This is a genomic window from Pseudomonas sp. microsymbiont 2 (assembly GCF_054788395.1).
Map to the genome: position 1 here is coordinate 369,044 of NZ_CM139112.1, position 16,420 is coordinate 385,463.

Sequence of the window (16,420 nt, forward strand, 5' to 3'; positions counted from 1 at the left end):
TTATGCGACAGTTGGCGATCGAGGTGTTTGCAGGCACGCCGATCGTGTTTGCACGTCGCCTGCTTGCCAATCGTCCCGGCTGATGGCGATATACGGAAAAAAACGAGGTCCCCGCCATGTCGCTTGCCACCCTGATCCAGCGTTCCAGCCTGCCCGCCCCGTCGCTCGACGAGGCCCGGGTCCATGCCTTGCTGCGCGCGCATTACGATCTGCAGGGCGACTTGCACGTCCTGGGCAGCCAGCAGGACCTGAACTGGCGCGTCGACTGCGCCGCAGCGCGCTACGTGCTCAAGGCCTGCCATGCCAGCTACGCCGAGGTGGAGCTGCAAGCCCAGCATGCCGCGCTGGGTTATCTGCGCGAGCAGGGGCTGCCGGTGCCTGCGGTGCGCCCCGCCAGCGATGGCCAGGACCTGCTGGCGCTGGACATCGACGGGCAGGCCTTGCGCGTACGCCTGCTCGACTATATCGATGGCCAGCCGCTCACGCGCCTCAAGCACATGGCGCCCCGCCTGATGGCCGAGCTCGGGGCGCTCTGCGCCAAGGTCGACCAGGCCCTGGCCGGCTTCGATCATCCGGGGCTCGAGCGCACCTTGCAGTGGGATCCCCGCCACGCCCAGGCGCTGATCGCGCACCTGCTGCCGGTCCTGCAGGATCCGCGGCGCCGCGCTCAGGTCGAGCAGGTCGCCGGTTCAGCCGCCGCACGCCTGCAACCATTGATCGAGCGGCTGCCGCTGCAAGCCGTGCACCTGGACATCACCGACGACAATGTGGTCTGGGCGCGCGATGGCGAGCGCCAGTGGCAGGTGCAAGGTGTCATCGACTTCGGTGACCTGCTGCGTACCTGGCGCATCGCCGACCTGTCGGTGACCTGCGCCGCGCTGCTGCACCATGCCGAAGGCGACCCACTGCGCATCCTGCCGGCGATCAGCGCCTACCACGCCATCAACCCACTGCAGGACGCCGAGCTGCGTGCCTTGTGGCCGCTGGTGCTGAACCGCGCCGCGGTGCTGGTGCTCAGCAGCGAGCAGCAACTGACGGTCGACCCCGGCAACCAGTACACCCGCGACAACATTGCCCATGAATGGGAGATCTTCGATACCGCCTGCGCCGTGCCCGTGGCATTGATGGAGGCGGCAATCCTGCAAGCGGCGGGCCGGGCACCAGATACCGTCGACTTTGCTGGCTGCGCCGCGTTGGTGCCGGAGCTGGCGGGGCAGCCGGTCGCGCGCGTCGATCTGGGCGTGCTCAGCCCGCACTGCGAAGCCGGCAACTGGGAACAACCGGGTTTCGACCAGCGATTGCTCGCCGCTCAGCCCGGCCCGGCCTGCAGCCTGTACGGTCAGTACCGGCTGTCGCAGACCCACATCGACCGGCCCGATGAACCGGCGACCTGCGCCCTGGGCGTGGAGCTGAACCTGCCGCCCGGTACCGCGCTGCAAGCGCCCGAGGCGGGTGTCTGGCAGCGCCTGGGCGATGGCCGTGGCTACCTGCGCACCGCGCAGTGGGACCTGTACCTCGATGGCCTGGAAGCCGCGCCAGCGAACGGCCAGGCGCTGGGCAAGGGGCAAGCGCTGGGCGCCACCTGTGGTTTCCTCAGCGTGCAACTGTGCCTGGACGGCGAGGCCCGTCCGCCCTTCTTCGCCCCTCCATCCCAGGCCGCCGCCTGGCTGGCCCTGTGCCCGTCGCCGCGCGCGCTGCTGGGCCTGGACTGCGACGCCGAGCCGCTGGTCGACCCACAGGCCCTGCTGGCCCGCCGCGATGCCAGCTTCGCCCGTTCGCAGAAGCACTACTACGCGCAGCCGCCGCACATCGAACGCGGCTGGCGCAACTACCTGATCGACATGCAGGGCCGCTCGTACCTGGACATGCTCAACAACGTCGCGGTGCTCGGCCACGGCCATCCGCGCATGGTCGCCGAGTCGGCGCGCCAGTGGTCGCTGGTCAACACCAACTCGCGTTTCCACTACGCGGCCATCGCCGAGTTCTCCGAGCGCCTGCTGGACGTGGCCCCGGCAGGCTTCGACCGGGTGTTCCTGGTCAACAGCGGCACCGAGGCCAATGACCTGGCGATCCGCCTGGCCTGGGCCTACAGTGGCGGACGCGATCTGCTCAGCGTGCTCGAGGCCTACCATGGCTGGTCGGTGGCCACCGATGCGATCTCCACTTCCATCGCCGACAACCCCCAGGCCCTGGAGACCCGACCGGACTGGGTGCACCCGGTGGAGGCACCGAACACCTTCCGTGGTCGCTTCCGGGGTGCCGACAGCGCCGCCGACTACCTGCGCGATGTCGATGCCAAGCTGGCCGACCTCGATGCCCGGGGCCGCCAGCTGGCGGGCATGATCTGCGAGCCGGTGTACGGTAACGCCGGTGGCATCTCGCTGCCGCCGGGCTACCTGCGCGAGGCCTACGCCAAGGTGCGCCAGCGTGGCGGGGTGTGCATCGCCGATGAGGTGCAGGTTGGCTACGGACGCCTGGGCGAGTACTTCTGGGGCTTCGAGGAGCAGGGCGTGGTGCCGGACATCATCACCATGGCCAAAGGCATGGGCAACGGCCAGCCGTTGGGCGCGGTGATCACCCGCCGCGAAATCGCCGAGGCGCTGGAGGCCGAGGGCTACTTCTTCTCCTCGGCCGGTGGCAGCCCGGTCAGTTGCCGGATCGGCATCGCGGTGCTGGACGTGATGCGTGACGAGGGGCTGTGGGACAACGCGCGGGACGTGGGGCGCCATTTCAAGGCGCGTCTGCAGGCGCTGGTCGATAAACATCCGCTTGCCGGCGCCGCCCATGGTTCCGGGTTCTACCTGGGGCTGGAACTGGTGCGCGATCGCCAGACGCTGGAACCGGCGACCGAGGAGACCATGATCCTGTGCGATCGCCTGCGCGACCTGGGGATCTTCATGCAGCCGACCGGCGACTACCTGAACATTCTCAAGATCAAGCCGCCGATGTGCACCACGCGGGCGAGCGTGGACTACTTTGTCGACAGCGTGGAGCGGATTCTGGGTGAGGGCTTGTGAAATCGATTCTTATCGATTTTCAATGGCGCCTTATGCAGAAACGGTCTCGTCGCCTGCTTTTAAAGTCGATATTTATCGGATATAAGTGTTCGTCATAAAGCAGCCGGGACCGCTTTGCGGTCCTTTCGCGGCGCAAGGCCGCTCCTACAGGGATAGCGTTCGACCTGTGGGAGCGGCCTTGCGTCGCGGGCCCCTCCCTTCGAAACTTGTTCTAGAGGTCATCGATGAAAACGCTCAACTCGACCCCCCGCGCCGACGGTTTCCACATGCCCGCCGAGTGGGCCCCGCAGACCCAGGTATGGATGGTCTGGCCCGAGCGCCCGGACAACTGGCGCCTGGGCGGCAAGCCGGCGCAGGCCGCGCACGTGACCCTGGCCAAGGCTATCGCCCGCTTCGAGCCGGTGACCGTGGCGGTGTCCGCCGGCCAGTACGAGAACGCCCGTCGCCAGCTCGACCTGCCGAACGTCCGCGTGGTCGAGATCAGCAACGACGACGCCTGGGTACGTGACACCGGTCCGACCTTCGTCATCAACGACCACGGCGAGGTACGGGGCGTGGACTGGGGCTTCAACGCCTGGGGCGGCTTCGACGGCGGCCTGTACGCACCGTGGAACCGCGACGAAGAGCTGGCCGCCAAGGTCATGGAGATGGAGCGCGTGCAGCGCTACCACACCGAAGGCTTCGTGCTCGAGGGTGGTTCGATCCATGTCGACGGCGAAGGCACCCTGATCACCACCGAAGAGTGCCTGCTCAACCGCAACCGCAACCCGCACCTGAACCGCGAGCAGATCGAAGAGATCCTGCGCGAGCACCTGGCGGTCGAGACCATCGTCTGGCTGCCGGACGGCCTGTACAACGACGAGACCGACGGTCATGTCGACAACTTCTGCTGTTACGTCAGCCCCGGCGAAGTGTTACTGGCCTGGACCGATGATCCCCAGGACCCCAACTACGCGCGCTGCCATGCCGCGTACGAGGTGCTGAAAAACACCCGTGACGCCAAGGGCCGTGAGTTCGTGGTGCACAAGATGCCGATCCCCGGCCCGTTGTTCGCCACCGAAGCGGAGTGCGCCGGCGTCGATCACGTGGCCGGCAGCCAGGAGCGCGACCCGTCGGTGCGCCTGGCCGGTTCCTACGTGAACTTCCTGATCGTCAATGGCGGGATCATCGCCCCGAGCTTCGACGACCCTGCCGATGCCCAGGCCAGAGCGATTCTGGCCAAGGTCTTCCCGGACCATGAGGTGGTGATGATCCCAGGCCGCGAGCTGTTGCTTGGCGGTGGCAACATCCACTGCCTGACCCAGCAGCAGCCGGCGCCGGTCAAGCGCTGATCCGCCCGCCACCGAAAAGGCCCGTCGCATGACGGGCCTTTTTGTTTGCGGGCGACGGTCGGTGGGGCGCAATGGCACAGCTCTTGTATTGATTTTTCATTGTGTTTCAGAGGGATAGCTATACGCCGTTCTGTAACAAACCTTACGTAAGTTAGCCGCTCACGGGCCCAGGGAGTACGTGTTGAAATGAATGCAGCAAGTGAGTCGGCTTTGCCCCCATCGGCGGTGAATCACGAATCGCTGAAGGTCTTGGCGCAGTGGTTGAAGCACCATGGAAGCAACCGGGTCAGGAAGACCGACCCACGACGTCTGCTGGACGGGCGATACCCTCAGGGGCTGATCAGCGATGCCGAGTTGGAAGCTCTGCTGGCTGTCTGGCACTGACCGGGAAGGATCCCGTCGCAACGAAGAACGCCACCGCTTTCGCGGTGGCGTTTTCGTCTGGCGCTCATGACTCGTTGACCTGGCCGGTCTGCGCAGGGGCAACTGCCTTGCTCGAATGGCCCTATCCAAGGCTTTCCTCGTCCTCCTCGGGCAACCCCTGGTCGACCTGCAACCACGGCAACCGGCTGCCCATCCAGATATGCCGATTGGCCGGCACCTGCTCCGGGTGATCCAGTGTCGCCACGGTCACATCGATCGTTTCAGGACTCTGCGCGGTCACCAGCGCCACATGCGCGCCGCAATTGCCGCAGAAATAGCGGCTGCAGGTATCCGGCGCCATGTAGCGCTGAGGCGAGCCAGCCAGCCACTGAAAACCCTCCAGGGGCAGGGTGACCCAGGTCACCAGCGTGCCGCCGCTGACCCGCCTGCAGATCGAGCAATGGCAGTGCGCGACATCGCCCAGGTCGCCCTGCAGCCTGTACCGTAGAGCGCCGCAATGGCACCCACCCTCGACGACTTCCGACATCGACATGACCTCCCGTCGCCTGATCCAGGGCGAAAGCTGGCTGAAAGCTTGCCCACATAGGATAGCGCCACCACCGGCAGCAGACCGGTCAGCCAGGGCACGCGCAATCTTCCGTGCCCGGCCCAATCAACAACAACAATGGTGATTCCCGATGTTTTCCTGTGCCCGCCTTCCCGCCGTACCTCCGCGCCTACTCCCCGCGCAGCGCCTGACGCGCTGATCCGCCCGAATCGTCCTTCCTTTCGCCGCGCCACGCCTGGAGTACCGCCATGCTGACCTTCCTCGGCTTCGCCATGGTCATCACCTTCATGTACCTGATCATGACCAAGCGCCTGTCGGCCTTGATCGCCTTGATCCTGGTACCGATCCTGTTCGCCCTGTTCGGGGGCTTCTACAGCGACATCGGCCCGATGATGCTGCAAGGCATCAGCAAGCTCGCGCCCACCGGCGTGATGCTGATGTTCGCCATTCTCTACTTCGCCCTGATGATCGACTCCGGCCTGTTCGACCCGGCCGTGCGCAAGATCCTCAAGCTGGTCAAGGGCGACCCGCTGAAAGTCTCGGTCGGTACCGCGGTGCTGGCCCTGGTGGTGTCCCTCGACGGTGACGGCGCCACCACCTACATGATCTGCTGCGCCGCCATGCTGCCGCTGTACAGCCGCCTGGGCATGAGCCCACGGATCATGGCCGGGCTGATCATTCTCGCCGGCGGGGTGATGAACATGACCCCCTGGGGCGGGCCCACCGCCCGTGCCGCCAGCGCCCTGCACGTCGATCCGTCGGACATCTTCGTGCCGATGATCCCGGCCATGGCCTTCGGCGTGGCGGCGATCCTGGCGATCGCCTACTGGTACGGCAAGCGCGAGCGTGCCCGCCTGGGCGAGCTGCACCTGCCGACCGACGACATCGACCACAGCGAGATCAGTGTCTCGCAGTTCCCCGAAGCCCGTCGGCCCAAGCTGATCTGGTTCAACGGCGCGCTGACCGCCGCGCTGATGGTCGCCCTCATCGCTGGCGCGCTACCGCTGCCGGTGCTGTTCATGATCGCCTTCAGCATCGCCATGATCGTCAACTACCCATGCCTGCAACAGCAGAAGGACCGCATCGCCGCCCATGCCTCCAGTGTGCTGGCCGTGAGCGGGCTGATCTTCGCCGCCGGCATTTTCACCGGCATCCTGTCGGGCACCGGCATGGTCGATGCCATGTCCAAGAGCCTGCTGGCGGTGATTCCGGAGGCGTTCGGCCCGTACATGGCGGTGATCACCGCGATCGTCAGCATGCCGTTCACCTTCTTCATGTCCAACGACGCCTTCTACTACGGCGTGTTGCCGGTGCTGTCGGAGTTCGCCAGCCACTACGGCGTCACCCCGGTGGAGATGGCCCGCGCGTCGATCGTCGGGCAACCGGTACACCTGCTCAGCCCGCTGGTACCCTCCACCTACCTGCTGGTGGCCCTGGCCGGCATCGAGTTCGGCGACCACCAGCGCTTCACCCTCAAGTGGGCAGTGCTGGTGTGCCTGTGCATAATGTTCGGCGCGCTGGCCCTGGGGACTTTCCCGCTGTTCAGCAGTCTGTAATACAAGCGCATCATCCAACCGCAAAGCGCCCGTCATTTGGGCGCTTTGCCTTTACTGCTCGAAGGAATACACATGGAATGGCTGACCAGCCCGGAAATCTGGGTTGCCTTTTTCACCCTCACGGCCCTTGAGATCGTGCTCGGGATCGACAACATCATCATGATCTCGATCCTGGTCAGCCGCATGCCCAAGCACCTGCAGCCGCGCACGCGGATCTTCGGCCTGGCCCTGGCGATGGTCACGCGGATCCTGCTGCTGCTGTCGATCACCTGGGTCATGCGCCTGACCGACGACCTGTTCCACGTGTTCGGCCAGGGCATTTCCGGTCGCGACCTGATCCTGTTCTTCGGCGGCCTGTTCCTGCTGTGGAAAAGCTCGCAAGAGATCTACCACGGCCTGGAAGGCGAGGACGAAAGCCCGGACGAGCCCAAGGGCGCGGGCGGCAAGTTCTTCTACACCATCATCCAGATCGCCATCATCGACATCGTGTTCTCGCTGGACTCGGTGATCACCGCGGTGGGTATGGTTTCCCACGTGCCGGTGATGATCGCCGCGATCATCGTCGCGGTGCTGGTGATGATGCTCTGCGCCGGCACCATCAGCGACTTCATCGACAAGCACCCGTCGCTGAAGATGCTTGCGCTGTCGTTCCTGATCGTCGTCGGTACCGTGCTGATCGCCGAATCCCTGGACGTGCATGTGCCCAAGGGCTACGTCTACTTCGCCATGGCCTTCTCGCTGGCGGTGGAGGCGATCAACATCCGCATGCGCACTGCGGCGGCGCGCAAGAAGGGTGAAGAACCCGACGCGGTGAAACTGCGCAAGGACATTCCGGGTCAGTAAGATCAGGAGCGCGGTACAAAAGGGCCCTTCGGGGCCCTTTTTCGCATCCACGCCCCCTGTAGGAGCGGCCTTGTGTCGCGATAGGGGCGCGCAGCGGCCCCAGGATCTTGGCATCATGCAAGATTGTCGGGACCGCTCTGCGGTCCTTTCCGGCCGGTCCGGCGCCCCGGCAAGGCCGCTCCTACAGGCCACCCGTGTTTCAAATAGATTTCAGTCATGCCAAGCTGGCGACTGCCGTGCAAAACAACTAAAGCTTCAGTGAGCACTGAAAAAACCAGCCCACCCCCGGGCCAGGCTCACCGCACCACCCATTGGCCCCGCCCAGGGGCATAGAAGAACAGGGGGCCCGACCATGCTGACTCTGCTCAACCTGCTCTCCGCCGTGGCGTTGCTGGTGTGGGGCACCCATATCGTGCGTACCGGCATCCTGCGGGTCTACGGCTCCAATCTGCGCCGGCTGCTTGGCCAGAACATGGACAAGCGCCCGCTGGCGTTCATCGCCGGGATCCTGGTCACCGCCATGGTGCAAAGCAGCAACGCCACCGCCATGCTGGTCACCTCGTTCGTCGGCCAGGGCCTGATGGCCATGACCCCGGCCCTGGCGATCATGCTCGGCGCCGACGTCGGCACCGCGCTGATGGCGCGGGTGCTGACCTTCGACCTGTCCTGGCTGTCGCCGCTGCTGATCTTCCTCGGGGTGATCTTCTTTCTCTCGCGCAAGCAGACCCGCGCCGGCCAAATGGGCCGGGTGGGCATCGGCCTGGGCCTGATCATCCTGGCCTTGCAGCTGATCGTGCACGCCGCCGCGCCGATCACCCACGCCCAGGGCGTGAAAGTGCTGTTCGCCTCGCTGACCGGCGACATCCTGCTCGATGCCCTGGTCGGCGCGCTGTTCGCGATGATTTCCTACTCGAGCCTGGCCGCCGTGCTGCTCACCGCGACCCTGGCCGGTGCCGAGGTGATCAGCCTGCCGGTGGCCATCGGCCTGGTGATCGGTGCCAACATCGGCAGTGGCTTGCTCGCCTTCCTCACCACCAGCTTGCAGAACAGCGCCGGGCGCCGGGTGGCGCTGGGCAGCCTGCTGTACAAGATGATCGGCCTGGTGCTGATCATCCCGGTGCTGCACCCGTTGGTGGACTGGATGGACAGCCTGACCTTCAGCCCCCAGGAACTGGTGATTGGCTTTCATCTGCTCTACAACAGCGTGCGCTGCCTGCTCATGCTGCCCACGGTCAAGCCCATGGGCCGGCTGTGCAGTTACCTGCTGCCCGACTGCGACAACGGCAATGGCCACACCCAGCCGCGCCATCTGGACCCGACCGCGCTGACCACCCCCAGCCTGGCGCTGGCCAACGCCGTGCGCGAGACCCTGCGCCTGGGCGATATCGTCGACAGCCTGCTCGAGGCCATGCTCGCCGCGCTGCGCGGCACCCAGCCGGCGATGCCGCAGCAGGTGCGGGCGCTCGGCGAAGATGCCGAAGCCTTGTACAACGCCATCAAGCTGTACCTGGCGCAGATGCCGCGCGAAGACCTCGGCGAGCAGGACAACCGACGCTGGGCCGAGATCATCGAGCTGGCGATCAACCTCAAGCTGGCCAGCGACCTGATCGAGCGCATGCTGCGCAAGGTGCAGCAGCAGAAGACCTCGCAGCGCCGGGAGTTCTCGCAGACCGGCCTGGAAGAACTGACCGGCCTGCAGGAGCAGTTGCTGGCCAACCTGCGTCTGGGCCTGTCGGTATTTCTCAGCGCCGACCCTGAGAGCGCGCGCCAGCTGCTGCGCGAGAAACGCCGCTTCCGCGCCCAGGAGCGGCGCCTGGCCCACGCCCATGTCAGCCGCCTGCAACGTAAAGTGGTGCAGAGTATCGAGACCAGTTCGCTACACTTGGAGCTCATTGCCGACATGAAGCGGTTGAACTCTTTGTTCTGCAGCAGTGCCTATGTGGTACTGGGCGGCACCGACACCGGCGGGCTGATGCTCGACAGCGTGCCGGACGAAGCCCGCCAACCCTGAGCCCACGCACCCGGAGACCGAAGCTCGCCCATGCGTTGCCTGATGTTCGTTTGCCTGCTGATCTGCAGCCTGCCCACATTGGCCCTCGACCGCTCGCGGGTGGAGGGGTACCTGTTGCCCAACGGCCTGCAGGTGATCCTCAAGTCCGGCTACGAGCGCGACCATGTGTCGATCCGCCTGGTGGTCGGGGTCGGTCTCGACGATTTCGACTGCGACCAGCGCGAGCTGCCGCACCTGCTCGAACACCTGCTGTTCAGTGGTATCGACGACACCGGCGAGGGTGGCCTGGAAGAGCGCATGCAGGCCCTCGGCGGCGAGTGGAACGCCTACACCAGCGGCGCCGACACCACCTTCGTCATCGAGGCCCCGGCCCGTAACCAGCGCAAGGTGCTCGACCTGCTGCTGGCGATCATCCGCGACACGCGCATCGACGCCAAGGCGCTGGCCACCGCCAAGGCCATCATCGAGCGCGAGGATGGCGGCCACTACGGTCGCCTGCAGCGCTGGCTCGACCGCCAGGACATCGGCCACCCGGCCAGCGACCAGCTGGCCAGCGAACTGGGCCTCAAATGCCCGGAGCGCTCCAACCTCGACGACATGACCCTGGAGCAGGTGCAGCACCTGCGCGAGCACTGGTACGCCGCCAACAACATGTCGCTGATCGTCGTCGGCGGCCTGGACCGCCTGCTGCCGGCCTACCTGGAACGCACCTTCGGCGAGCTGCCCGCCACCGAGCCGCAGGAGCGGCGCAACCTCGAGAGCATCAGCCAGCAGGCCGAGCAGCGTCGTGACCTGACCCACGGCTGGCTGGGCGACAACGTCAAGCTGCACTGGCTGTTCATCGAGCCGACACTGGAGGAGGGCCACGACCAGACCCTGGAGCTGCTGTCGCGCTACCTGGACTGGGCGCTTTACGATCAGCTGCGCCTGCGTCATGGGTTGTCCTATGGCCCATCGGTGCAACGGGAAAGCTTCGGCGACAGCGGTCTGCTCAGCCTCAATGCCGATCTGGAGCGCCAGGACGTCGACGAGGCGCTGAAAGTCCTAGGGCAACTGTTCGAGCACCTGCGCAAGCACGGCCTGGACCCGGACACCTTCGCCCGCGTCAAGGAGGCGGCGATCGCTCGCGAGAGCTGGACTACCCAGGGCAACGCGGCACTGGCGGACTACTACTGGGGGGCGCTCAACGCCTACGAGGACGGGCGTTTCAGCGATCCGGTCCGGCAGCTGCGGCAGGTCAGCCTCAAGCAGGCCGACGCCGCGTTGCGCGAACTGCTCAAGGAACCTGGGTACCTGCGCATCGAGCAGCCGTTGCTCGGCTATGACGAGTTGTACGGGCTGCTGGCGCTGGTGCTGGGGCTGATCCTCGCCGCGGGGCTGATCCGCCGGCGCCGGGTGATGGCCAAACGCCCCAGTGGTGCTACACGGGAGCCGTGATTCGGCGGTATCCTGTCGGCCAACAGCGTCTGCGTGGGAGCGGGCTTGCCCCGCGATGGAGTCATCGCGGGGCAAGCCCGCTCCCACGACGCCTCGAACACGCCTTTTCCTGTTGTAAACCCATGCCCCCGATCCCCAGCTTCATCCTGCGCATCATCGAACTGCTCAAACGCTACCCTGGCATCATCGCGCTCGGCGGTTTCCTCTCGGGGATCGGCAGCTTCATCCTGGTCGACCGTCAGGCCGGCCTGGCCAGCTGGATCGCCATCCTGATGCTGGTCAGCTGGGTCTGGCTGATGCTGGAGAACACCCTCACCGGCCTCTTCGCCCGTACCTTCAAGCGTGAGATTCCACAGCCGCTGCTGCGTTACGCGACGCAGATGATCCACCAGGAAAGCCTGTTCTTTGTCCTGCCGTTCTTCTTCATCACCACCACCTGGAACAGCGGCCAGCTGGTGTTCACCGGCCTGCTCGGCGCCGCCGGGCTGATCTCCATCGTCGACCCGCTGTACTACAAGTGGCTGGCGCCACGGCGCTGGCTGTTCCTCGCGCTGCATACCCTGACCCTGTTCGCCGCGTTGCTCACGGCGCTGCCGATCATCCTGCACCTGACCACCGCGCAGAGCTTCAGGCTGGCGCTGATCGCCGCGATGGTGCTGTCGTTCCCGAGCCTGGCCAGCAGCTTTCCGATCAACAACTGGCGCCGTGGCGCGGCGCTGGTGCTGGTGACCCTGGCCGTGGGCGGCGGCGGCTGGTTGCTGCGTTCCTGGGTGCCACCGGCCACGTTGTGGATGACCGATGTGGCCATCAGCACCGAAGTGCTCAACCGCCAGCCGGGCGCGTCGCTGGACGAGGTGGCCGCCAGCCGCATCCGCAGCGGCGGCCTGTACGCCTACACCGCCATCAACGCGCCTCGTGGCCTGAACGAGCGGATCTATCATGTCTGGCAGCTGAACGGCAAAGAGGTGGACCGCATCGCCCTGGACATTCACGGTGGGCGCAAGGAAGGCTACCGGGCCTGGACCCACAAGCAGAATTTCCCGACGAACCCGGTGGGCAAGTGGCAGGTACGGGTGCTGACCGAGGACGGGCAGGTGATTGGCGTGCTGCGCTTCAAGGTAGTCGAGGATGCAGCGGCTGGGTGAGTGAGGGCAGCGCCGAGCGTGGCAGGTGACAATTGCGAATATGTCTCATCTTCTGCTAGCGTGCACGCCTCTTGAGACTCTGAGCCAGGATGCGCCGTGTCGTCGTGGAACAAGCAGATCGCCCGGTTGTTCAGCGAGCACAAGAAGGCCCTCGAAGCCTTCGTCGCGCGGCGCACCGGCAACACCCAGGTGGCCGCCGACCTGACCCAGGAGTCGTTCCTGCGTCTGGCGCGGTTGCCTGCGGACAAGCAGATCGACAACCTGCCGGCCTTTCTCTTCACCATCGCCAGCAACCTGGTTCGCGATCATCAGCGCCAGGCCATTCGCCGCGAGCGGCTGGAGGCTGGCGAGCCCAGCGAGGAGCTGGCCTGCGACGCGCCCGGCGCCGAGGACCAGCTGGCCGCGCAGCAGGACCAGGCCTTGATGCAGGCGGCGATCCAGGCCCTGCCCGAGGCGACCCGGCAAATCTTCCTGCTCTATCATGTCGACGGTTGCACCTACCGCGAGATCGGCGAGCGCATGAACATCACCGCGCGCAGCGTCGAATACCAGCTGCGCCGCGCGCTGCTCGAGTGTCGGGCTAGCATCCAGGCGCAACTGGCCGGTACGGTAAGGACGCCACGCCCATGAGCCGCGACCCCGAGAATGCGATTGTCCCGATGAGCGATATCCCTGACAGCGACCAGCTGTTCGCCGAGGCGACGGCCTGGTACTACCGCCTGCAAGCCGAGGACGTTACCCCGGCCGAGCGGGAGGCGTTCGCCGTGTGGCGGGCGCAGGGGATAGCGCACGCGCAGGCCTGGCAAGACGTGCTTGGCCTGCTGGGGGCTCTGCAGGCACCGGCCAGGCAGGTGCGTGAACAGCAGCAGGCTAGCTGGCGAGCGCCCCGACGCCGGGCCTGGCCGCGGCTGGCGAGTGCGGCCGCGGCCGTCGTGATGCTGGGGCTGCTGGTCAGCCAGACGCCCTGGCTGGACCGTTGGCGCGCCGACTATGCCACCACCACGGGCGAATCACGCAGCGTGCAGCTCGAAGACGGCTCGCGCATCCAGCTCAATACCGACAGCGCGCTGCAGGTCGAGCTGACGGCGGGCGAGCGGCGTGTGCGCCTGCTGCGCGGCGAGGCGTGGTTCGAGGTGACGCGTGATAGCGCGCGACCTTTCGTGGTGCGCTCAGGAGAGGGTCAGGTGCGTGTGCTGGGCACTCGCTTCAGCGTCGCTCAGGGCGACGGGCAGACCCGCGTGCAGCTCGCCCAGGGCAAGGTCGAGGTGCGGGTCGGCGGCGGCCCCGAGGTGCAGCTCCAGCCGGGGCAGGCTGTGGAATACATGGCCAAAGGGCCTGGTGCCGTGCATGGCTTCGAGCCCAGCCGCGCTTTTGCCTGGCGCGAGCGACAGCTGGTATTCAGCCAGCAGCCGCTGGCGGAGGTGGTCGCCGAGCTGAACCGCTATTGGCCTGGCCAGACGCTGGTGCTGGGCGATGCCCTGCGTCAGCGCAAGGTGTCCGGGGTGTTCGACATCGACAAGCCGCAGGCCGTGCTCAAGGCCCTGAGCCACACCCTGGGCGTGCAGGCACAGCAGTTCACCCCCTATTTGCGCGTTCTGCGCGAAGGTTGAAAAAGTTTCGGGGATTTTCCCAGGGCCGTCGTCCTTGAATTCGTAGGCGCAAATAATAAGCACTCTCAGACGGTGCGCGCCCATCGACGACTTGGACGATTTCGGGGAGCTCCATTGATGAAAACCACCGCCACTCGGGCCGCGCTCGGCCTGGCCATCGCACTGGGCAGCGCCAGCCTGGCCGGACCTGGGCAGGCCATCGCGGCCGCGCAGGCGCAGGTCTACCGTTTCGACATCCCGGCGCAGTCGCTGGACTCGGCCTTGGCGGCGTTCAGCGCGGTCACCCGCTTGCAGGTACTGGTGCCGGGCGAGTTCACCCAAGGCCTGCGCTCGTCGGGCCTGCGCGGCAGTTACCCACAGGAGCAGGCACTGGCCCGGCTGCTCCAGGGCACCGGCCTGAGCGCGGCCTACATCGATGGCGACAGCGTCACCCTGGAGCGCCAGCGCGCGGCGGACGATACCTCCATGCAGCTGGGCGCGGTGAAGATCGACAGCACGCAGCTGGGTGCCACTACCGAGGGGACGGGTTCCTACACCACCAGTGCGCTGACCATCGGCAAGGGCGAGCAGAAGCTCAAGGACATCCCGCAGTCGGTCTCGGTAATGACCCGCCAGCGCCTGGACGACCAGAACATGAACAGCCTGCAGGACGCCATGCGGCAGGTGACCGGTACCACGATCAAGAGCTACAACACCGGCTCCAACCTCAATGACGTGTACATGCGTGGCTTCCCGGTCGACATGGTGCAGGTCGATGGCGTCACCCAGCCCACCGGCCAGGGTGATATGGCCACGGCATTCGACCTGGCCATGTACGACCGTGTCGAAGTGCTGCGCGGGCCGTCCGGTCTGTACCAGGGCGCGGGCGAGCCGGGCGGCACCATCAACCTGGTGCGCAAGCGGGCGCTGGGGCAGTTCGCCTTGTCCGGCGAGCTGTCGGCGGGCACCTACGACCGCTACCACTCCACGGTGGATGTCACCGGGCCGATCAACAGCGACGGCAGCCTGCGCGGGCGCTTCGTCACCGCCTACGAGAACAACCAGGCATTCGTCGATTACGCCCAGAACGAGCGCCCGATGATGTACGGGCGCCTGGAATACGACCTGTCGCCGGCCACCACGCTGACCCTGGGCGGCGCCTACCAGCGCAACAAGTCGGTGCCTGCGTTCGGCCTGCCGGCCTACGACAGCGGCAAGTTGCTCGACGTCAAGCGCTCGACCTTCGTCGACGCCAAGTGGAACGAGCTGGACGAGCGGGTCTGGGAAAGCTTCTTCGAGGTCGACCATGCGCTGGACGACGGCGGCCAGTTCAAGACCTCGCTGACCTATCGCGACGCCGAGACGCCGACGCGCGACTTCACCTGGACCGACGGTTCGGTGAATCCCGAGACCGGCGCCAGTTCGGCGGTGGCCTACAACTACTACACCCATATCAAGACCCTGGGCCTGGACAGCTTCGTGACGCGGCCGTTCGAGGCGTTCGGGCGTACCCACGAGCTCACCGTGGGCGCCGACTACCAGCATGTGGACAAGGATTTTCGCTACGGCGGCCAGGAGTACTTCGACATCAATGTGTTCGACCCGGGCAGCATCGACATTCCCAGGGTCGACTACGACATGGTCAACGGCAACTCGTCCAAGTCGAACCAGTACGGGCTGTATGGGCGCACCAAGATCAGCGCCAATGACTGGCTGGACGTGATCCTCGGCAGCCGGGTGATCTGGTTCGACAGCGACGGCCAGAATGCCAACCCGTTCTTCAACGAGTTCTCCAATCCGCATACCAGCGTGCGGCGCAAGGTGATCCCGTACGGAGCGCTGGTCGCCAAGCTGACCCCTGAGCTGTCGGCCTATGCCAGCTACACCACCGTCTACAAGCCGCAAACCCAGCTCGCCGCCGGCAGCAGCACGGTCGCGCCACGCGAAGGCAAGCAGTACGAGCTGGGGCTCAAGCGCGAATTCTTCGATGGCCGCCTGAACGGCAGCGTGTCGGTGTTCCGCATCTACGACGAGAACCGCGCCCAGCAGATCGGCCAGACGCCGTTCTACGAAGCCCAGGCCAAGGTGCGCAGCCAGGGTTGGGAAACCGAGCTGTCCGGCAACCTGACCGACAACTGGAGCGTCAGCACCGGCTACGCCTTCACCCGCCTGGAGTCGGGGCGCCAGGCCGACTATCAGGGCATCAGCATCACGCCCAAGCACAACTTCAATGTGTGGACGCGCTATGCGTTCGCCGATGGGCCGCTGGAAGGGTTCAGTGTTGGTGGTGGTGTGCGGGTGGTCAGCTCCACCTACTACACGCGCAATGGCGTGGACTTCGTCCAGGGCGGCTACAGCGTGGCCACGGCGCAGGTGGGTTATCGCTTCAACAAGCACCTGTCGGCGACGCTGACCGCCAACAACCTGTTCGACCGGGTCTATTACGAGCGCGTGGACAGTGCCTGGGGCTCGAACTTCTATGGCGAGCCGCGCAACCTGACGTTGAAGCTGCGGGCGACGTATTGAGTTCCGCCTCATCGCGGGGCAAGCCCGCTCCCAC

11 protein-coding genes are annotated in these 16,420 nt (G+C 65.9%); 10 read left to right on the forward strand and 1 reads right to left on the reverse strand.

All coding sequences use genetic code 11. The features are described from left to right. Window positions 1-116: 116 nt before the first annotated feature. Both ACYUME_RS01650 and aguA read left to right on the forward strand, forming a co-directional pair. Entirely contained in the window at window positions 117-3,017 is a 2,901-nt protein-coding gene (locus tag ACYUME_RS01650; RefSeq protein ID WP_460417906.1) for an aminotransferase, read from the forward strand. A gap of 224 nt (window positions 3,018-3,241) precedes the next feature. After that, window positions 3,242-4,348 (forward strand): agmatine deiminase, encoded by a 1,107-nt coding sequence (gene aguA, locus ACYUME_RS01655; RefSeq protein ID WP_279887657.1) that lies wholly within the window; start codon window positions 3,242-3,244, stop codon window positions 4,346-4,348. 505 nt (window positions 4,349-4,853) lie between these two features. Here the strand turns inward: aguA and ACYUME_RS01660 are convergent. Then, on the reverse strand, window positions 4,854-5,258 hold the full coding sequence (locus ACYUME_RS01660) for a GFA family protein (protein ID WP_279887658.1): 405 nt from the start codon (window positions 5,256-5,258) through the stop codon (window positions 4,854-4,856). A 269-nt stretch (window positions 5,259-5,527) separates the two neighbouring features. Here ACYUME_RS01660 and ACYUME_RS01665 point away from each other — a divergent pair, with 269 nt between their 5' ends. The 8 genes from ACYUME_RS01665 (at window position 5,528) to ACYUME_RS01700 (ending at window position 16,386) form a co-directional block, all read left to right on the forward strand. Then, window positions 5,528-6,835, forward strand: a complete 1,308-nt coding sequence (locus ACYUME_RS01665; protein ID WP_279887659.1) for a CitMHS family transporter — start codon at window positions 5,528-5,530, stop codon at window positions 6,833-6,835. Window positions 6,836-6,907: 72 nt separating this feature from the next. Then, entirely contained in the window at window positions 6,908-7,678 is a 771-nt protein-coding gene (locus tag ACYUME_RS01670) for a TerC family protein (RefSeq protein ID WP_279887660.1), read from the forward strand. A 352-nt stretch (window positions 7,679-8,030) separates the two neighbouring features. Next, window positions 8,031-9,689, forward strand: coding sequence for a Na/Pi cotransporter family protein (locus ACYUME_RS01675; RefSeq protein WP_460417907.1), 1,659 nt, complete (start codon window positions 8,031-8,033; stop codon window positions 9,687-9,689). A gap of 30 nt (window positions 9,690-9,719) precedes the next feature. Continuing rightward, entirely contained in the window at window positions 9,720-11,126 is a 1,407-nt protein-coding gene (locus ACYUME_RS01680; protein ID WP_279887662.1) for a M16 family metallopeptidase, read from the forward strand. Between the two features lie 122 nt (window positions 11,127-11,248). Beyond that, entirely contained in the window at window positions 11,249-12,271 is a 1,023-nt protein-coding gene (locus ACYUME_RS01685) for a DUF5924 family protein (RefSeq protein WP_279888465.1), read from the forward strand. A gap of 96 nt (window positions 12,272-12,367) precedes the next feature. Next, a complete protein-coding gene (locus tag ACYUME_RS01690) occupies window positions 12,368-12,901 on the forward strand; it encodes an RNA polymerase sigma factor (protein WP_279888464.1) in 534 nt (177 codons plus the stop codon). Beyond that, window positions 12,898-13,881, forward strand: a complete 984-nt coding sequence (locus ACYUME_RS01695) for a FecR family protein (RefSeq protein WP_279888463.1) — start codon at window positions 12,898-12,900, stop codon at window positions 13,879-13,881. The genes ACYUME_RS01690 and ACYUME_RS01695 overlap by 4 nt, the downstream gene beginning before the upstream one ends. A gap of 114 nt (window positions 13,882-13,995) precedes the next feature. Then, a complete protein-coding gene (locus ACYUME_RS01700; RefSeq protein ID WP_460417908.1) occupies window positions 13,996-16,386 on the forward strand; it encodes a TonB-dependent siderophore receptor in 2,391 nt (796 codons plus the stop codon). Window positions 16,387-16,420 lie beyond the last annotated feature (34 nt).